This window comes from Microvirga sp. CF3016 (assembly GCF_036314085.1).
Classification (GTDB): domain Bacteria; phylum Pseudomonadota; class Alphaproteobacteria; order Rhizobiales; family Beijerinckiaceae; genus Microvirga.
Genome location: NZ_JAYGGM010000007.1, coordinates 276,164 through 295,242, shown reverse-complemented (window position 1 = coordinate 295,242; position 19,079 = coordinate 276,164). Strand labels below are relative to the sequence as shown.

The 19,079-nt window shown below is 61.7% G+C and carries 19 protein-coding genes; 9 read left to right on the top strand and 10 right to left on the bottom strand.

The annotated features are described in order from the left end of the window. Positions 1–160: 160 nt before the first annotated feature. From VB672_RS13100 to VB672_RS13090, 3 genes are read right to left on the bottom strand one after another with little or no spacing between them, the layout of a single operon-like run. Positions 161–985 carry a carbohydrate ABC transporter permease gene (locus tag VB672_RS13100; RefSeq protein ID WP_329784629.1) on the bottom strand — a complete coding sequence of 275 codons (825 nt, stop codon included), beginning with the start codon at positions 983–985 and terminating at the stop codon, positions 161–163. Positions 986–987: 2 nt separating this feature from the next. Beyond that, complete coding sequence (locus VB672_RS13095; protein ID WP_329784628.1) at positions 988–1,920, bottom strand: carbohydrate ABC transporter permease; 933 nt, start codon at positions 1,918–1,920, stop codon at positions 988–990. A 42-nt stretch (positions 1,921–1,962) separates the two neighbouring features. Further along, the gene (locus VB672_RS13090; protein ID WP_329784627.1) at positions 1,963–3,297 is read right to left on the bottom strand and encodes an ABC transporter substrate-binding protein; all 1,335 of its coding nucleotides are present in this window, start codon (positions 3,295–3,297) and stop codon (positions 1,963–1,965) included. A gap of 139 nt (positions 3,298–3,436) precedes the next feature. Here VB672_RS13090 and VB672_RS13085 point away from each other — a divergent pair, with 139 nt between their 5' ends. From VB672_RS13085 to VB672_RS13075, 3 genes are read left to right on the top strand one after another with little or no spacing between them, the layout of a single operon-like run. Then, positions 3,437–4,324, top strand: coding sequence for a dihydrodipicolinate synthase family protein (locus VB672_RS13085; protein WP_329784626.1), 888 nt, complete (start codon positions 3,437–3,439; stop codon positions 4,322–4,324). Next, positions 4,321–4,995 (top strand): GntR family transcriptional regulator, encoded by a 675-nt coding sequence (locus VB672_RS13080; protein WP_329784625.1) that lies wholly within the window; start codon positions 4,321–4,323, stop codon positions 4,993–4,995. Before VB672_RS13085 ends, VB672_RS13080 begins: the two co-directional genes overlap by 4 nt. Positions 4,996–4,998: 3 nt before the next feature. After that, positions 4,999–5,958: a PfkB family carbohydrate kinase gene (locus VB672_RS13075; RefSeq protein ID WP_329784624.1), complete on the top strand. Its 960-nt coding sequence runs from the start codon at positions 4,999–5,001 to the stop codon at positions 5,956–5,958. Between the two features lie 24 nt (positions 5,959–5,982). Here the strand turns inward: VB672_RS13075 and VB672_RS13070 are convergent, their stop codons facing one another. From VB672_RS13070 to VB672_RS13050, 5 genes are all read right to left on the bottom strand, one after another. Further along, the gene (locus VB672_RS13070) at positions 5,983–6,885 is read right to left on the bottom strand and encodes an NAD(P)-dependent oxidoreductase (RefSeq protein WP_329784623.1); all 903 of its coding nucleotides are present in this window, start codon (positions 6,883–6,885) and stop codon (positions 5,983–5,985) included. Between the two features lie 61 nt (positions 6,886–6,946). After that, positions 6,947–8,461, bottom strand: coding sequence for a tripartite tricarboxylate transporter permease (locus VB672_RS13065; RefSeq protein ID WP_329784622.1), 1,515 nt, complete (start codon positions 8,459–8,461; stop codon positions 6,947–6,949). Between the two features lie 25 nt (positions 8,462–8,486). Beyond that, entirely contained in the window at positions 8,487–8,966 is a 480-nt protein-coding gene (locus tag VB672_RS13060) for a tripartite tricarboxylate transporter TctB family protein (protein WP_329784621.1), read from the bottom strand. 80 nt (positions 8,967–9,046) lie between these two features. Next, the gene (locus VB672_RS13055; protein ID WP_329784620.1) at positions 9,047–10,042 is read right to left on the bottom strand and encodes a Bug family tripartite tricarboxylate transporter substrate binding protein; all 996 of its coding nucleotides are present in this window, start codon (positions 10,040–10,042) and stop codon (positions 9,047–9,049) included. 58 nt (positions 10,043–10,100) lie between these two features. After that, positions 10,101–11,117 carry a 4-hydroxythreonine-4-phosphate dehydrogenase PdxA gene (locus VB672_RS13050; protein ID WP_329784638.1) on the bottom strand — a complete coding sequence of 339 codons (1,017 nt, stop codon included), beginning with the start codon at positions 11,115–11,117 and terminating at the stop codon, positions 10,101–10,103. Positions 11,118–11,334: 217 nt separating this feature from the next. Between VB672_RS13050 and VB672_RS13045 the strand changes: the two genes are divergently transcribed. From VB672_RS13045 to VB672_RS13020, 6 genes are all read left to right on the top strand, one after another. Continuing rightward, complete coding sequence (locus tag VB672_RS13045; RefSeq protein ID WP_329784619.1) at positions 11,335–12,024, top strand: GntR family transcriptional regulator; 690 nt, start codon at positions 11,335–11,337, stop codon at positions 12,022–12,024. A 41-nt stretch (positions 12,025–12,065) separates the two neighbouring features. After that, a complete protein-coding gene (gene otnC / locus VB672_RS13040; RefSeq protein ID WP_329784618.1) occupies positions 12,066–12,785 on the top strand; it encodes a 3-oxo-tetronate 4-phosphate decarboxylase in 720 nt (239 codons plus the stop codon). 4 nt (positions 12,786–12,789) lie between these two features. Beyond that, positions 12,790–13,599, top strand: a complete 810-nt coding sequence (locus VB672_RS13035; RefSeq protein WP_329784617.1) for a hydroxypyruvate isomerase family protein — start codon at positions 12,790–12,792, stop codon at positions 13,597–13,599. After that, positions 13,596–14,861, top strand: coding sequence for a 3-oxo-tetronate kinase (gene otnK, locus VB672_RS13030; RefSeq protein WP_329784616.1), 1,266 nt, complete (start codon positions 13,596–13,598; stop codon positions 14,859–14,861). Before VB672_RS13035 ends, otnK begins: the two co-directional genes overlap by 4 nt. Positions 14,862–14,940: 79 nt before the next feature. Continuing rightward, entirely contained in the window at positions 14,941–16,338 is a 1,398-nt protein-coding gene (locus VB672_RS13025) for an NAD(P)H-dependent oxidoreductase (RefSeq protein ID WP_329784615.1), read from the top strand. 23 nt (positions 16,339–16,361) lie between these two features. Further along, positions 16,362–17,354, top strand: a complete 993-nt coding sequence (locus tag VB672_RS13020) for a bile acid:sodium symporter family protein (protein WP_329784614.1) — start codon at positions 16,362–16,364, stop codon at positions 17,352–17,354. A 31-nt stretch (positions 17,355–17,385) separates the two neighbouring features. On the opposite strand, the gene VB672_RS13015 is transcribed toward VB672_RS13020, so the two are convergent. Beyond that, positions 17,386–18,249 carry a PCC domain-containing protein gene (locus VB672_RS13015; RefSeq protein WP_329784613.1) on the bottom strand — a complete coding sequence of 288 codons (864 nt, stop codon included), beginning with the start codon at positions 18,247–18,249 and terminating at the stop codon, positions 17,386–17,388. 21 nt (positions 18,250–18,270) lie between these two features. After that, positions 18,271–19,074: an SDR family NAD(P)-dependent oxidoreductase gene (locus VB672_RS13010; RefSeq protein WP_329784612.1), complete on the bottom strand. Its 804-nt coding sequence runs from the start codon at positions 19,072–19,074 to the stop codon at positions 18,271–18,273. Positions 19,075–19,079: the final 5 nt, after the last annotated feature.

Below are 19,079 nucleotides of genomic sequence, written 5' to 3'. Positions count from 1 at the left end.
GGTGGAGCAGCCCGGTAGCTCGTCAGGCTCATAACCTGAAGGTCACAGGTTCAAATCCTGTCCCCGCAACCAAACAACAGTCAAAAGCCCCCAAGGCGAAAACCAAGGGGGCTTCGTTGCGTCAGAGCCTCCAACACCTCACAGCAGCCGAAACACAGCCTTAGCCGCCCTTCACAGCTCCGGCTGTGAGACCAGCCACGATCTGACGCTGAGCCACGATGGTCAGGATAAGAACCGGCAAGGTGACGATCAGGGCCGCCGCCGCCAATGGGCCCCAACTCAACTGCTCGAAGGACAGCATGTTGTAGACGGCGACCGGCAGAGTTCGGGTTTCTCGGCCGGCAAGAACGACGCCGAACACAAAGTTGTTCCAGGAAAAAATCACCGCCAGGATGAAGGCGACCGTGATCCCCGGCTTCGCGATCGGCAAGGCAATGTGACGAAACACGTCCCAGCGGTTGGCCCCGTCGATGACAGCGGCTTCTTCGAGCTCGAGCGGGGTCGTCTCGAAGTAGCCGATCATGATCCAGATCACGATCGGGACCGTGATCACGAGGTGAGCGATGATCTGCGGCAGCAGCGTTCCCATCAGCCCCAGCCATTGGAAGAGCAGGAAGAGCGGAATCAGATATGACAGGCCTGGAGTCATGCGGGCGATGAGCACGACCACAGCGGCCTTTGTCGCCTTCATGCGCGCGATACCATAGCCGGCAGGCACACCTATCAGGAGGGCGAGCCCGGTCGCAGCGCCGGTCACGATCAGGCTGTTGAGGAAAAAGAGGCCGAAGCGGTTCGATTCGAACACGCCCGTATAATTCTTCCAGGCGAATCTCTCGGGGATCAAAATCGGCGGGTAAGCGGCGTTGTCGACTTCGAACTTCAACGAAAGAGAAATCATCCAGAGGAAGAATAGGACCGCCGGCGACACCAGCACGAAGCCGGCGAATAGCAGACCGACGGAATGGGCGGCTTTTCGAAGATTCATGCTCATCCCTGAACGTCAGTCCACTTCGTGCGCTGACGAAGATGGAGCATAAGGAGTGACAGGGCGATCACGATGGCGAAGAACACGACCGCGATCGCTGATCCATAGCCGACATCGTAATAGGCGAAGGCGACGCTGTAGAGATAGAGATTGATCGTTTCCGACGCCGTTCCAGGCCCGCCCTGGGTGATCGCATAGATGATGTCGAAGCTCTTCAGGGCATCGATGGTCCTGATAATCACGGCAACCATCAGGAATGGGGCAATCATCGGCAGCGTGATGTAACGGAACCGCTGTAGGACAGTTGCCCCGTCGATGGCAGCGCTCTCATAAGGCTCCATTGGAATGGCTGCGAGCCCACCCAGGACGATCAGCATGACGAGCGGAGTCCATTGCCAAGTCTCGACCAGAACCAGCGACGGGATCACCGTCGCAGGATTGAAGACCCAGGCCTGAGGTCCGATGCCGACCAAGGACAGAAGATAATTTAGGACTCCCAACTGCGGATGAAACATCATGGTCCAGACTAGGGCGACGGCCACGGGCGTCGCCATCATGGGCATGACGAACACACCGCGCAGGATGCCCCGGAACGGCAGACGCGAGTTGAAGATGAGAGCCGCCAGAGTGCCGAAGACCAGCGGCAGGATCACGGCCAGAAACGTATAGACAAGCGTATGACCCACGGAGGTCAGGAAGCGCTCGTCCGACGCAAGGCGCAAGTAGTTGGACAGGCCGGCGAAGCGTCGGGCTCCACCGACCGTCCATTCGTGCAGGCTCATCCAGATCGTGAAAACCCACGGGAACACGATCACCGATCCCACCACAGCCACGGCGGGAACGACGAAGGGCCAATAAGCACTTTTCGGGCCGGCGCCTGTGGCGGGCGCCGCCTCCGTCACGGAGGCGACTTGGCGTTCAGCGATGGTGGTCATGGGCATGCTCCACCATGCCGATCGTTTCACATGCGGATCGCATCAAGCCTTCTCGCTGCGCTCGAGGATGGGCTTGAACTGTTCGGTCGCCTTCTTCATCTCGGCAGCCGGGTCCCCTCCTCCCAGGAGATTGGTCAGGCCGATGCCGATGACGTCTCGGAACTCGGTCACCGGCTGGATGACGGGTAGACCAAGCTTGCTGATCTTGCCGGATTCTACCACCGCGTCGATCCAGGCCGGCGGCATCTTCACGCCCTTGCGGGCCTCCGGGTCGTTGAGGATCGACTGGCGGAACGGCACGCCGCCACCGGCCTGCAGAAGGCGTGCGCCCATCAGCTTCGAGACAGCCCACTGGCAATAGAGATAGGCGGCCTCCTTGTTCTTGCTGGCCGCAGTGACCCCGATGCCGTCGCCGAACGTCGCCGAGGCCTGCGCTTTCGGTCCGCGCGGCATGACACCGTAGCCGACCTTGCCGACGACTCGTGACTTCTCCGGATCTTCCAGCGGAGGCGCAAAGCCGACGCCGTCGAGCCACATGCCGATCTTGCCCTGCAGGAAGGCCGACTGGCATTCCGACCAATTGAATCCGGCAACGCCGGTCGGCGCGGTCTTCGTCAACAGGCGCTGGTAGAGTCTCGCAGCCTCGATGGCTTCCGGGGAATCCGTCATCAAGTTGCCGTTGGCGTCAACGGGATCGACACCGTGGCCGAGCAGGAAGCTCGTCCAGACGGGTACATTGGCGTTCTTCAGTCCTCGTGCGACAAAGCCGTAAGTGCCCTCCTTCGCATCCGTCAGTGCCTCCGCGGCCTTTACCATCTCGTCGAAGGTTTGCGGATAGGCGAGGCCCTTCTTCGCGAAGAGATCCTTGTTCCAGTACACCATCCAGTAATCGACCGAGAACGGCAGCGACAGCATTTGGCCCTGCGGGTTCTTCGCATACAGCAGGCCGGCCTGGGAGAAGTCGCTCTCGGTAAGGCTCGCCTCAGTCAAGTCCGGATTCTTCATAAATGCGCTCAAGTCCGCGAGCCAATTGGCCTTCTCGAACTGACGCTTCTGGACGTGATAGCTGATATGGATAACGTCGAAGCTTGGACTCCCCGAGTTCAGCTCGATCACTGCCTTCTGCCGCTGCTGCTGCTCCGGCGTCTGCTCGGACGAAACCTGAATGCCCGTCAGGTCGGTAAATTCCTTCTCGTACTTCTGCAGAACCTCGCCACGCGGACTTTTGATGAGGTTCACGCCGATTTTCGTGCCGGCGTATTTCTTCCAGTGCACCTCTGCAAAGGCGGGCACCACGCCGCCGAGACCGTATGCGGCAGCCGCCGCCGTGCTTGCAAGAAATGTACGACGCGTAACCGATCCGCCTGCTGCAGCCATGGCCTTTTCCTCCGTGTTTCAGTGTAGCGGTCCGTTCGGACTCATTTCAGGGCTTGCAACCGATTAAGCACCATGTAACATGTTAGTGTCAACACAGCAGTTACTCGGCCGCGCGCCAAAGCTGCCACCGGAGGCTCCCTTGTCACTCAGCTTCGGCATCAGTCCCGCTCTCGTCACCCCGTTCGTGAATGGGAAGGTCGATGTTCATCGCTTGGCCGCCCATGCCAAGGATTGCTTGGCTCGCGGCTGTCGCACGGCGACACTCTTCGGCACAACCGGAGAAGGCCCTTCCATCGGTGCCAATGAACGCGAGCGCGTCGCGAATGCGATAGTGAACCTCGGGACCCCAGCTGAAAAATTGGTGGAAGGCGTGATCGCCTGTTCGCCGGAGGAAGCTGCCGCCAGCACGAGCCGAGCTTTGCGTCGTGGTGCCCATGCGGTCCTGCTCGCTCCGCCCTTCTACTTCCGCCCTGCCCCGGACGACGCCGTGTTCGGCTGGTACGCGGCCGTGTTCGATGCAGTCGGCAGTGGTCTTCGCGACATCATCCTCTACCACATCCCGGGCATGACCGGCGTGCCCCTGTCCCACACAGTCATATCGCGCCTGAAGGATCGCTATCCGGGCGCAATCAGAGGCGTCAAAGACAGCGCCGGTGACGCCGAGGCGACGTTCGCACTGATCAAAGCTTTTCCAGAGCTCGACATCCTTGTCGGTGACGAAACCTATCTCGGCCGGGCGTGTGCTGCGGGTGCGGCTGGGTCGATCTGCGGCATTGCCAATATTGTGCCGGAGGCGATCACCGCCCTGGCTGAGAACGGTCGAGACGACTCTCGTATCGTCGACCTGGTCCAGGAGATCGGCCGCCATCCTGTGGTTCCCATGGTGAAGGCGCTCGTGGCTCACGTGCGCAAAGACCCGGTCTGGGTCCTTGCCAGGCCTCCGCTCCCGTCCCTGGACGAGCAGAGCACGGTGCGAGCCGTTTCATTGCTCGAACCATTCGGCGAAGTGATCAAGGCCGTCGCATGAGCATGGCTCGCCAAGCCCCGCGCTCGGAAATCAAGCTGCGCGAGCGGGCTTACGACGTCTTCACTGAACAACTGCTGCGAAGCGAGATCAAGCCTGGCCAGTTCGTCACCCAGCGGGAACTGGTGGCCCTTACCGGGCAACCTCTCGGGGCCATCCGCGAGTTGATCCCGCGGCTTGAAGCGGAAGGGTTGATCGTCACCGTACCCCAGCGCGGATTGCAGATCCTGCCCCTGGACATCGCGTTGATCCGCAACGCATTCCAGTTTCGGTTGATCCTCGAGCGGGAAGCGATCGCATCCTTCACTCAATCGGCCAGCGATGCCGCAATCGCCCGGATGGAAGCCGCGCATCAGTCGATCGTGTCGTCGGCACAAAACGGCTTGACGGACGGACTCGTCGTCGAGGCTCAGCAGGTCGACCGGGAGTTCCACGAAGCGGTCATCGACGAACTCAACAACGACATCATCTCGAAGGCCTACCGGGTGAACTGGATCAAGGTCCGCCTCATTCGTCAGAGTGAAACGAGCCTCGACGAAGATCTCGTGATCCCGGTGATGCGGGAACACCTCGCCATTGTCGCGGCCATGAGGCGACGGGATACCTCAGCCGCCGTGGAAGCTGCCGTCGCCCATATCATGAACGCTCGGGCACGGGCACTCAGGCTCGAATAAGCAATGAACCAGAAGCCGGTGATCTGTCTTGGGTGCGCCTTCTGGGACACCATCTTCAAAGTTGACCGAATTCCGAGCCACGGTAAGATCCTGCCGGAAAGGGCCGTTCAGACGGCTTCCGGTATGGCGACGGCCGCCGCCGCCACCATCGCGCGCCTTGGGGGAAGCGTCGAGATCTGGGCACGCATCGGCGATGATCCGACCGGTGACAGCTTCCTGCACGACCTGACCCTGGAAGCCGTCCGCACCGACCGCATCCGCCGGATTCCCGGCGCCCGAACCGCCTTTTCCACCATCCTCGTCGACAGCGTCGGGGAAAGGCTGGTGGTGCCATACACCGATCCGTCGCTCGATCCGGACCCGAGCTGGCTCCCACTCCACGAGGTCGCGACTGCGGCTGCCGTTCTCGTCGACATGCGATGGCTCGAAGGCGCGAAGGCGTTGCTCGCCGAAGCACGGCGTTGGGGCGTCCCTACGATCCTTGATGCCGATGTCGCACCACCTGACGCGCTTCGCGAAATGATCACCCTTGCAGACCACGTTCTGTTTTCCGAGCCTGCCCTGCTCTCTCTCACTGCCAACACTGCTCCCAAGAACGCATTGATGAAGGTTGCAGCGAGCCTTGACGCAGATGTCGTAGGCGTGACGCTCGGCGCCTCAGGGGCGTTGATTTGGCAGCGTGAAGCCTCAGCAGGCGGGACGATTCATGAGTTCCCATCAATCTCTATCCGTGCCATCGACACGCTGAATGCCGGCGATGTCTGGCACGGGACCTATGTCTATGGGCTGGTCAACGACTGGGGTCTGTCGCAGATGGTTCAGCTGGCCAATGTTGCGGCCGCCATGAAATGCGAGCATTTCGGAGGGCGCCTGGGCTCTCCTCGACTCTCGGAGCTTCTGGAGCGGAGCCGCCCTCTTCTCCAGGGATCTCTTGCTGGCCAGGGAGATGTTCACCGCCCTTGAGGCAAATGTGTCCCAGCGACTTGATCAAGAATCGGTCGAAGGCACCAATGCATTGCGCCGTTCGAGTTCGATGAGAAGTCCGCTGTGATCGAGATCGCCTGCGTGCTCGATCAGGCCTCGGAAGAGATCCGCTGTCAGTGCGGTGTAGGGCAGAGCATCAAGATCGATCCGCCCTGCTGCATCCAGGGCATTGTCGAGATCCTTGAGATGGGTCACGGAGCGGCCCTTGGTGATGAAATCGCGCCTGACCATGCGCTGACCGTGCAGTTCGAGGATGCGGCTTTCGGCGAATCCGCCGCGAAGCGCTTCACGAACCTTCGCGGGATCGGCCCCTCCGCGCTGGGCCAGCAGAAGCGCCTCGGCCACGGCTCCGATGGTCACGCCGACGATAATCTGATTGGCAAGCTTCGCGAGCTGCCCTGCTCCGTGCGGCCCCACATGTACGGGCCTGCCCATGATCTTCAGGATCGGCTCGACCCGGCCGAAGATCTCAGCCTCGCCGCCGGCCATGATGGCCAGGGTGCCCTGCTCCGCGCCAGTGGTTCCACCGGAAACGGGTGCGTCGATGTGGTGGACACCGCGCTCCGCAAGATGCTTGGAGTGCTCCTGGGCCTCGGCCGGCTTGATGGAGCTCATATCGACCAGAATGGCGCCCGGCTTCAATGCTCCGGCCACATCCTGCGAGAAGACCACATCGGTCACGATCTTGCCGTTCTCCAGCATGAGGATGACGACGTCAGCATCCCTCGCCGCCTCGGACGCCGTATCCACGACGCGAGCACCAAACCCCGAAAGCGCCTCTGCCTTTTCCCGTGAACGGTTCCAAACTGTCAACGGATAGCCGGCATCGAGCAGTCGTTTCGCTTGGCGCGAGCCCATGAGGCCGATGCCAAGGAACGCCACGTTGACCGAAGTGGATGCGGTCACTGGAAACTCCTCCATGACGACCCGCTCTGGTGTCGAGCAGGCCTATTGAACATCATCAGGCTCAGGCAACTGCGGAAGACGCCTTGGGCTTCATCAGGCGACCGAGCATGGTGCTCAGGAGCGGTCCAAGGGCAAGCGCGATACCGATCAGCATGAGCGTCGCCACTAGCCCGTTCGACCAGAAGATCGACAGTGAGCCTCGCGACATGATCATGGACTGGCGGAAAGCGTCTTCCGCTTTGTCGCCGAGCACCATCGCCAGAACGAGCGGCGCGATCGGGTAATCCAGCTTCTTGAACAGATATCCCACCACGCCGAAGGCGAGCGCCAGCCAGAGGTCGAACGGACGGCCCGCAACCGTGTAGGCGCCGATGAAGCACACGACCACGATCACAGGGCCGATGATGGCGAAGGGGATCCGAAGGATCGAGGCGAAGAGCGGAATGGTGGCAAGCACCATGAGCACGGCCACGATGTTGCCGAGATACATGCTGGCGATCAGACCCCAGACGAAATCCGGCCGCTCGATGAACAGCATCGGTCCCGGATTGAGACCCCAGATCATCAGGCCACCCATCATGACGGCTGCGGTCGCAGAACCGGGAACGCCGAGGGCGAGCATGGGCAGGATAGCGCTGCTTCCGGCGGCGTGATCGGCCGTCTCAGGCGCCACGACGCCCTCCGGCTCGCCCTGACCGAATCCGCCCTTGCGGCGGGACAGGCGCTTGGCGAGACCATAGCTCATGAAGGAGGCCGCAGTGGGCCCGCCGGGCGTGATGCCCATCCAGCACCCGATGGCGCTGCTGCGCAGGAGCGTCACCCAGTAGCGCGGCAGGGTCGCGACCGTCTTGAGAACATCGCGTATCTTGACCCGCGCTCGGATGCCGTCGAAGCGCAGCCCCTCCTCCATAGTCAGCATGAGTTCGCCGATGCCGAAGAGGCCGATGACGGCGATGAGGAAGCTGATGCCGGACAAAAGCTCATTGAACCCGTAGGTGAGTCGCAGGCCTCCCGAGACCGTGTCCATGCCGACAGCCGCGAAAGCGAAGCCGAGGCCCATCGAGACGACAGTCTTGAACGGCGATGCGGCGCCAAGCCCGATGAAGCTGGCGAATGCCAGGAAATACACGGCGAAGTATTCCGGCGAGCTGAAACGAAGGGCGAACTTCGCCACCCAGCTCGACAGCACGGTGATCAGGATCACGCCCACCAGAGCGCCGAATCCAGCAGACAGGAAGGCCAGCGTCAGCGCCTGCGTCGCGTGTCCCTGCCGGGCCATGGGATATCCGTCGAACGTCGTTGCGACGGATGACGGCTCACCGGGGATGTTGAACAGAATCGAGGTGGTCGATCCGCCGAAGAGCGCTCCCCAATACATGCTGGTGAGCAGGATGATCGCCGCAACCGGATCCATGGTGAAGGTCAGCGGAAGCAGCAGGGAAACGCCGTTGGGGGCACCGAGGCCCGGCAGAACGCCGACGAGAATGCCCAAGAGAACGCCGACCATCATCAGCATGACGTGGTAGGTCGTCAGCGCGACGCCAAAACCATGAAGGAGTGATGCGAAATTTTCCACGACCTGTCTCCGTCAGGATTGGAGCTTAATAGAGGCCCAGAGCGGCTTCGAGCGGCCCCTTCAGGAGCGGAACCTGGAACGCGACTTCAAGAACGAAATAGAAGATTACGGCCGCGACAATGCCCGAAGCCATCGATATGACGAGGCGATACTTGCCCTGCGCCCACATAACGAATGCGAGATAAAGCGCGGTCGCCACGTAAAGGCCGAGAAGACGCGCCACCACCACGAAGGCGAGCATCGGCAGGAAGAACGATGCCACACGCTTGGCCTCTTCCTTGTGAAGGAAGATCGACTGCAATCCCTGTCGACCGACGGTCGCTTGGACCAGGACGCCAATGCTGGCTGCGATCACCAGAAGACCGATATAGAACGGAAATGCGCCCGGCTCAGGCCCGGCATCTCCCCATCCGATGCCGAACTCGAGAGCGCCAATCACCGCGGCAAGGCCTAGGCCTGCAGTGAGTGTCGCGGTCCCGATCTCAGCCGTGTAACGAGAAATCATGGCGTTCGTCCCGGTCTGATGATTCTTGCAATATTGAGGGCTGGCGGAGCTTTTCTCCGCCAGCCCTGAGGTTGTCACGATCAGCGGACGACCCAGCCTTCCTGCTCGAAGACCTTGCGGTTCTTGGCGTCATCCGAGGCGATGAAGGCCTTCAGATCCTGGCCAGCCAGGAACCGGTCGGTCTGAGATGTGCGCTCGATGTATTCCTTCCACTCGGGCGTCTCGCTCACCTTCTTGAGCACATCGGCGTAGAACGCCACGGCGTCGGGGGAAACTCCGCCCGGCAGCCATACGGTGCGCGGCATCTGGAACTGGTCGATCGGAATGCCCGCTTCCTTGCAGGTCGGAATGTCCGACCAGCCCATGGTGGCCGTCACCTTAACCCCACCCTGCAGGCGCGTCGGGCTGAACACGCAGAGCGGCGTGATCGCTCCGGCCTTCCACTGACCCGCATTCTCGTTCGGATTGTTGGTGTTCGAGTCGATGTGGCCGCCGGCAAGCTGCACACCGGCCGCGCCGCCGCCCTGGAACGGAACGTAGATGAACTTGGCGCCCGTTGCGTCCTGGATCAGGCTTGTAAGGGTCTGGTCCGTATCCTTGGACTGGCTACCGCCCATCTTGAACGTGTCAGGCTTCGCCTTGACTGCCTCGATGTAGCTCTTGGCGTCCTTGTAGGGAGCGTCGGCCTTGACCCAGAGCAGGAACTCGTCGAGGGCCATGGCTGCCACGGGAGTCAGCTCATCGGGCTTGTAGGCCAGTTTCGCGACGTACGGCAGAAGATAGGCGTTGTTCGTGCCGAAGGTGAGCTTGTGGCTGTCGCCGGCGGCGACCTTCGCGTAGATGAAGCCTTCCGCGCCGCTGCCGCCCCCCTTGTTGGTGACGACGATGGGCTGCTCCATCAGCTTGTGCTTCGAGACGATCGACTGCACGATGCGCGCGAAGTTGTCCGTGCCGCCGCCAGGGGCAGATGTCACAACGAACTCGACCGGCTTGGTTGGCTTCCAATCCGCCTGCGCCACGCCGCCGAATGTCATCGCGACGGCGGTAGCGACCAACCATGAAGTCTTCTTAAGCATCGTTCTTCCTCCCTGTGAGTATTGTCAACCGATGGCGTCGGTTCTTCGAACTGGCTGTTTAGGAGCTGGCGGCCGCCAATCTGGGCTGCTCGTCAGAGCGGCGGGCCCGCACCTCGGCGCCCATGCGGATACCAAGGGATAGCGCCTCGCGGCTGGCGCCGAGGTTCGCGATGCCGCGACCGGCGATTTCATAGGCCGTGCCATGGGCGGGCGTGCAGATCGGGAACTCGAAACCGCCGATCAACGTCACGCCGCGGTCGAAGCCCATCAGCTTCATCGCGATCTGACCCTGATCGTGGTACATGGTGAGAACCGCGTCGAAATCACCGTTCTTGGCACGCAGGAAGACTGTATCCGAGGGGAACGGTCCTTCCACGGTAAAGCCCCTGGACTGTGCCTGGCGGACGGCCGGCTCGATGATGTCGATTTCCTCGGTGCCGAAATTGCCGCCGTCGCCCGCATGCGGATTAAGGCCGGCGACTGCGATGCGTGGCGGATTGAAGCCTGCGGCGCGCATGCACTGATCGGCCAGCGTCAGCGACCGCAGGATCGATTTCTCGGAAATGGCCGAGGCCACCTGCGACAGCGGGATGTGCGATGTGACGCGCGCGTTCCAGGTCTGTCCCAGGACGTTGAACTCGCTCGCCGCCACCGATGTCTTGAGAACGTCGCGCACGAAGCGGATCTCGTCGTCGTAACCCTCATAGGCCAGGCGCATCGCCTTCTTGTTGAACGGCGTGAAGAACACGGCATCCGCGCGGCCCGCCTGGGCCAGCAGCAGGGCGCGCCGGAAATTCTCGGTCGCGAACAGGCCGCCCTCGAGCGTGGCCGTGGCAGGGACGACCTGATCGGGGCTGAGGTTCTTGAGATTGATGAAAACCGGGCGGGTCGGGCGATCCGGAATCGCGTCCTCGGACTCAACAAGCTCCACATCCACCCCAACACCAGCGACGTTGGCTCCCTGCTCCAGGATGCGAAGGTCGCCGAAGGTCACGAGGTCCGCGCCGGAGCGGAACTCATCGGATGCGATGAGTTTGGCAGCCAGTTCCGGGCTGATGCCTGCTGGATCGCCCATCGCAAACGCGACGGTCGGCTTTTCTGACGGGGTCGGCAACGATTGAGCGCTCACAGCAACCTCTTCTCCGGATAACGCAAGGACATTAGCAGCCACGTAGATCGTACACAAGTATGCTGCATACAGAATTTTGTTTGCGCAGACACAGGAAATGGCTGTATAGAATGATCAAGACCCGTCAGGATTTGTGAGACAACGGCAAAGGATGGAACGAGCCATGGCATCTGAGGGCGCTGCCCTGCTGGTTGACGATCTCGATTCGCGTGGTCCGATCGTCCGCCCCACTCTCCACGATGCCATCGTGGCGCGTGTGCGCGACATGATCATTGAGGGCGAACTCACTCCGGGCACCCGGCTTCATGAAGGCAACCTCGGTAAGATGCTCGGCGTTTCCCGCACACCCTTACGGGAAGCCCTCAAGTTTCTCGTGAGCGAGGGCTTGCTGGAACTGTCACCCGGACGAGGAGCGGTTGTCCGCCAGTTCAGTGCGAAGGATGTCCGCGATAGCCTGATCGTACTGGGCAATCTTGAGGGACTTGCAGGACGGCTGGCCTGTGAGCACGCCTCCGACGCCGAAATCCGGGAAGTTCGTCAGCTCCATGACCGCATGATGGACATGTATGAGAAGCGCGACCGCCTGCCGTATTTCAAGCTGAACCAGAGCATCCATTCGGCCATTCTCCGCCTCTCCAAGAACGAGGCCCTGGTCTCGGTTCACAGCGTTCTGCAGGCCCGTCTGAAGCGCATTCGCTACATCGGCAACGAGGGACCCGAAAAATGGGCCGGTGCCGTGGCCGATCACATTGAGATGATCGAAGCCCTAGAGGCGCGCGATGCCGATCGCCTGTCGAAGATCCTGACCGCCCATATGGAAAAAACCTGGGAGCGCGTCAGGAACGCGATCTGAAATCTGCTGCCATTTGGTTCCTTTTTCCCAAAGGCCTCGACATGAGCCATGAGAGCCGACTTCGTGAAGCGATCTGCCTTTTCGGGCGTTCCCTGTTCGAACGCGGCCTGACTGCCGGGTCTTCCGGCAACATCTCGGCTCGCTTGAGCGACGGGGGCTGGCTGACGACGCCGACGAACAGTTCCCTCGGGTTTCTCGATCCCGCTCGCTTGAGCAAGCTCGATGCCGAAGGCCTTCTCATCTCGGGCGATGCGCCGACGAAGGAATTGCCGCTCCACACAGCGTTGTATGCGACGCGCGGGGATGCGGGTGCGATCGTCCACCTGCATTCCACCCATTCCGTAGCGGTCTCGATGTTGCCGGATGTCGACCCGGCCAATGCTCTTCCGCCCATGACGGCTTATTACGTCATGCGGGTCGGGCGCACGGCTCTCGTTCCGTATTATCGGCCAGGGGACCCCGCCGTGGCGGACGCGATCCGTGGACTTGCAGGGCGATATAGCGCCGTTCTTCTGGCCAATCACGGCCCTGTGGTGGCTGGCAAGGATCTGGAAGCTGCCGTCTATGCCACCGAGGAACTGGAAGAGACTGCGAAGCTGCGCCTACTCCTCCATGGGCTCAACCCGCGCCTGCTGACTCGGGCGCAGGTTCGGGATCTCGTGACCCGTTTCCATCTGGACGAGGCGATCACAGAAGACGCGCCTGACAGCACTCGGGAATGCTGCTCGACACCTCATCACCCTTCACATAAGTGCGGATGAACCGATGCCCCCCTTCTCGGCCAATCTAGGCTTCTTGTTCACCGAGTTCTCTGAAATTGAACGGATCGAGGCTGCGGCCGCAGCAGGCTTCAGAGCCGTCGAGATGCACTGGCCTTATCAAGTGCCTGCCGCTGAGATGCGCAGCGCCCTAAGCCGCAGCCAGGTCACCATGCTGGGATTGAACACGCCGGTCGGGAACGCGGCAGCCGGCGATTTCGGGCTCGCAGCCTTGCCGGGACGCGAGGGCGAGTTCGAGCACGCCATAGGCCAAGCCGTTTCCTACGGACATGCCATCGGCGCAACGGCCGTTCACTGCATGTCCGGTCTGGTTTCGCCGCATGCCGCTTCAGCCGCCGAGCGCGCCTTCGTGGCGAACCTTAGGCTTGCCGCCGACATGGCCACTCAGGCCGGCATGACAGTCCTTATCGAGCCGATCAATCACAGGGACAGGCCGGGATATTTCCTTCACACCATAGAGCAGGCCGCATCGATCATCGACCAAGTCGGCCGCCGGAACGTGAAGATCATGTTCGACTGCTATCACACTCAGATCATGCAGGGAGATCTCACGCGGCGTCTCAAGGATCATCTCGATCTGATCGGTCATGTGCAGATTGCCGCCGTCCCGAGCCGTGCCGAGCCAGATGAAGGCGAGATCGACTACCGCTATATCTGCCGATCTCTCGACGGCCTGGGGTATGGCGGCTGGATCGGCGCCGAGTACAAGCCTCGCGGCCGCACGGAGGATGGCCTCGGCTGGCTTGCGGCCTGGTCAGAAGAGCGAACCTCGAACGCCAGTGGAGCGTCAGCATGAAGCTCGGATGCATCGCCGACGATTTGACCGGAGCGACCGACCTTGCCCTCATGCTGGCCCGCGAAGGGCTTCGGACCGTCCAGACGATCGGCGTGCCACGCGCGGATCTCGACCTGTCGGGCGCGGATGCCGTGGTTGTCGCGCTGAAATCCAGGACCATTCCAGCCCAGGATGCCGTCGATCAGTCCTTGACCGCAGCGGAGGCCCTGAAGAAAGCCGGGGCGCGGCATCTGTTCTTCAAGTATTGCTCCACCTTCGACTCCACCGACGAGGGCAATATCGGGCCGGTCACGGATGCCCTTCTGACCTTCACGGACAGCGCCTTCACCCTCGCCTGCCCGGCATTTCCGGCTAATGGGCGCACGGTCTACAAGGGCCACCTCTTCGTGAACGGCGTTCCGCTGCATGAAAGCAGCATGAAGGACCATCCGCTGACACCCATGCGCGATTCCAATCTCGTGCGGGTGCTGCAACGGCAGACGAAGCGCTCAATCGGGCTCGTTGCCTTTGAGGATGTAGAAGCAGGGCCGGAGGCCATTCGTTCCGCCTTCGACCGTGAAAAGGCAGCCGGGCATCAAATCGTGATCGTCGATGCGCTGAATGATGCGCATCTTCGCGCCATCGGCCTCGCGGCCGCCAACTTCCCTCTCATGACCGGTGGCTCAGGCGTCGCCATGGGATTGCCTGCGGCCTACCGGCAGGGCGATCCTTCGACCGTGCCCTCCCCATCGACGGGGTTCGATGCCCCCACCGGCCGCAGCATCATCCTGGCCGGATCGTGCTCAAGTGCAACGAGAGGTCAGGTCAAAGCAGCCATCGAGGCGGGAATGCCTGCTCTCCGGCTCGATGCCATGGAACTCGCCTCAGGAGCCATGACGGCGCAGACGGCTCTCGACTGGCTCAAGACGCAGCCTGCGAGCGGACCGGTCCTAATCTACTCCACGGCAGCCCCTGAGGAGGTTCAAGCGGTTCAAGGCAAGCTCGGTCGCATGAATGCGGGGGAGATCGTCGAGAAAACCCTTGCCGAGATTGCGAAAGCGCTGCCCGACCTGGGCTTCGCTCGCCTCATCGTGGCCGGCGGCGAGACCTCCGGGGCCGTCGTGAACGCCCTTGACGTCGATGCGCTTGCGATCGGGCCCGAGATCGACCCCGGCGTCCCGTGGACCCGATCGTTGGCGGGGATCGATCTCGCCCTTGCCCTTAAGTCAGGCAATTTCGGAACTCCCGACTTCTTCCTGAAGGCTTGGACCATGCTTCGGTAGGCCTGAGGCCCAAAAGAACGATCCATTTGGCGGCACAGTAACCGGTGGCGACCATCCACCGGATGGGGAGAGATGCGCGATGAACTATCACGATTACTACGCCAAGGCGGACCGCCCCGTGGAGACCTGCGTCGTCGGCACAGGCGGCTTCGGCCAGAGCTTTCTCGCCCAGGCCCAACGCGTCCCTTTGATAAATGCCCGGATTGCCGTCGATCTCACCGCCGAGGGCGCCGCATCGGGGCTGAAGTCGGCGGGCGTCGACCCTCGAAAAATCCAGGTGTGCGAGTCGGCCCGCGATGCCAGAACCGCGTGGGAGCGCGGCGACTATATCGCGACGAATGACCTCGCGCTCGTATCGGAGCTGCCCTTCGATGTGGTCGTCGAAGCGACCGGCCAGCCGCAAGCGGCCGCCCGCCACGCCCTGCTCGCGGTTGAAGCCGAGAAGCATCTTGCGCTTGTCACGAAGGAACTCGACTGCGTTGTCGGGCCCGGCCTCAAGGCTCTTGCCGCCGAACGTGGCCGCATCGTCACGACCGTAGACGGTGATCAGCCGAGCCTGCTTATCGGCCTCGCCACTTGGGCCGAAGTCATGGGCTTCCACATCATCATGGCCGGCAAGTCCAGCGAATACGACTTCGTCTTCGATCCCTCGTCCCGCCGCCTGACCAGCAGCGAGCGCTCCGCGGAGAACGTGGATCTGGAAGGCCATTGGTCTCTCGGCGAGCGGGACGTCGGCGAGATTCTGGGCGCCAGGGACAGGGCCATTGCCGGTTTCCCGCAGCGCGCCGTGCCGGATCTCTGCGAACTCATGGTCGTTGCCAACGCCACCGGACTGCAGCCCGACCGTTTCGATCTCCACGCGCCACTAGTGCGGATCAACGAGGTCCCGACCATCTTCTCCCAGCGGGACGATGGGGGCATCCTCTCGGGCGATCGTCGCCTTGATGTGTTCCACTGTCTGCGCAAGCCCGACGAGATCAGCTTCGCCGGCGGCGTCTTCGTGGTCATTCGCTGCGACGATCCGAAGAGCTGGGACATGCTGGCCCAGAAGGGGCATATCGTCAGCCGGACGGGTGCGAACGCCATGGTCTTCCTGCCGCGCCATCTACTCGGGCTCGAGGCCGCCACCAGCATTCTCGACGCCGCCATCCATCAGACCTCCGGCTACGGCTCGGACTACAAGCCGCGCTACGACCTGATTGCCGTAGCGACCGAGGACCTTCGGGCCGGCACGGTTCTTTCCATGGGCGGACATCATCATACCATTTCTGGGGTGACTGCCGAGTTCCGGCCTGCCGGGCCTCTCACGGCCACGTTGCCCGCCCCATTCTATCTTGCGGCCGATTGCCGGCTTGCGGCTCCGATCTCCAAGGGGCAGGAAATCCGAATGAGCGATCTCGAGCTGCCGACGACATCGGCGCTGATGAGGCTGCGTCGAGATCAGGATGCACGCTTCTTCGGGCATCGGTCCGAATGAGCCGCACCCGGAGCACGTGATCAATGGCCTTTCTCTCCCTTTTGCGCCCCGACCGATTCACCATCGCCCTCGTGGCGACGGCGATCCTGGCGACGGTTTTGCCTGCGACGGGTGGCGCAGCGCCCATCCTCAAGATGGTGATCGTCGGTTCAATCGCGCTCCTGTTCTTTCTTCAAGGAGCTCGGCTTTCAAGAAAGGCCATCATCCAAGGGGCAATCCACTGGCGTCTTCACCTTATGGTGTTCGCCGCAACCTTCATCCTGTTCCCGATCCTCGGGTTGCTCACCAAGACCTATCTGCAGTCGTATCTCGCGCCAGGGATTGCACTCGGCATACTCTACCTTTGCTTTCTCCCATCCACGATTCAATCTTCGATTACCTTCACGTCCATCGCTGGCGGGAATGTCGCGGCAGCGGTGTGCAGCGCATCGGCCTCAAATGTCCTAGGCGTCTTTCTCACGCCCCTCCTCATGGGGTTCTTCATGCAGACGCAGGGAGGGGTGTCGTTCGAGGCAATCGGCGAGATCGTGCTGCAGATCCTCGTCCCGTTCCTCTTGGGACATCTCATGCGCCCGTGGATCGGACAATGGGTGGAGAGACGCCGGATGCTCACAGGGATCGTGGATCGCGGCGCGATCCTTCTGATCGTCTACTACGCTTTCGGCGAAGCCGCCATAGAGGGCCTGTGGCATCAGCTGGAGCCGAGGGATATGATCCTCCTTGTTGTTCTCAGTTGCGTCCTCCTTGCTGTAGTTCTCTTCATCACGACTACGGCGAGCCGGCTGCTCGGGTTTTCAACCCGGGATGAGGTCGCCATCGTGTTCTGCGGCTCCAAGAAGAGCCTCGGCAGCGGCGTTCCGATCGCGAGCATTCTCTTTCCAGCCAGCATGATTGGGGCGATCATCCTGCCCCTGATGCTGTTTCATCAGATTCAGCTTCTGGTCTGCGCCGTCCTGGCAAGAGCCTATGCGGAACGGACAGGCCGAGAGCCGAAGTCCGCGGAGCCCGCCGGGTAGAGGCATCGATTAAGTCGAGCCGACGGGCGTATCAGGTCGATGTTGGCTCGATGACCAATTCGAAGGTGACACAGACCGGATTGTCGCCGCGCACGATCTCACCGTCGAAGATCCTGCCCTGCATGTCGACCACATCGATATCGAGACTTGCGCGCGGCAGGTCGCTGACGTTAGTCACCCTGCCCTTTCTAATGAGAACCTCGGTGGCATGAGATTCGACGCGGGTTCCATCGGTAAAGCGCACCTCGTTCAGGCTGCCGATTCCATAGACATGAGCGGTAATGATTCGGTGCTCTGCGCAGATGGCCTCGATGGCGAGGCTGATGTCCTCATTCGGCCGAACCCTCGCCAACAGGACATAAGGGCCTGAAGGTCTTTTCGTCTCTTCGGAGATCGATAGCGGCTCGAACAAGGTGAAGTTCGTCTCGGGATCGGGCAAAGCCTTGAACGCTGCGGTTCGCGATCCGATTCCCACGACGGTAATCGGTTCCGCGACGATCGAGTGCGGCCCGAGCATATGACCCATCCGGCGGCCTTCACGGGAGTTCCAGATCCCGTGGCAGTGAATGAACAGCCTGCCATCGCGCCAGCCGACGATCGCACAGGCGCGATCGATGTCGACGATGCCTGCGGGCACGAATGTTTCGCTGTACCAAGCCGCATGAAGAGCATCCGGTGAGGCCGCCGGCATGACAAACTCGAACGGCTCGCAGCGTCCGCCCTTGAATTCCACGAAACCGCCGACGCACCCGAACTCGGCGAACCCCTTCGCGATGGCTGCATCGACAGCCTGACCCGGCTCAAGGGTGAACTGCAACGGGATGACCTCACCGGCAACGACACTTGTACGCTCGGGAGAAATCGGACCCGGGTGCTGGATTATCCTAGATGCCATCATCAACCTCTGGGCAGATCGTCAGTGAAGTTCAGACACGGCGCAGCTTTGGCCGCCGTCCACCGGCAGGCATACACCGGTGATGAACCTGGCTTCGTCGGAGGCCAGGAAAACCGCCGCATTCGCGATGTCCCAGGCGGTGCCCATTGTCCCGAGCGGCACGGCCGCGCTGCGTGCGGCCACCATCTCCTCGACAGAGGCATACTGCCCGGAAATCTGCTTGTAGATCAGAGGCGTATCGATAAGCCCAGGCATGATGCAATTGGCCCGAATGCCCTGACGAGCATATTGCATAGCAATGGCGACGGTGGCCTGGTTGACCGCCGCCTTGGCGGCAGAATAGGCGAAGTAGGGATAACCGGTCCAGCGTATCGCCGCGAGTGACGATATGTTGACGATCGCCCCTCCGCCCTGGCGCAGCATGTACGGAATGACCGCCTTGGACGTCCGGTACACAGGCCCTATATTCAGGTCCAAGGCCGCAGTGAACTGTTCCTCGCTCAGTTCGACGGGCCCGCCCATATGGGTCATGCCGACATTGTTGTGAAGGATGTCGATCCTGCCGAATTCTGCAATCGTTCGCTCGACCGCATCGTTGATTGAGATCAACTCCGTGACGTCAGCGGACAATGCCACGGCGCTGCCCCCTTCCTTGCCGATGATGGCCGCGGTTTCCTCGGCTGCAGCCTGGACGAGATCGATGCAGGCGACCCTTGCTCCTTCCCGTGCATAGGCAACCGCCGCGGCCTTTCCGTTGCCCCAGCCAAGCCCGGAGGATCCGGCTCCGAACACGATGGCAACCTTGTCTTTGAGACGCGCCCCCATCTTGA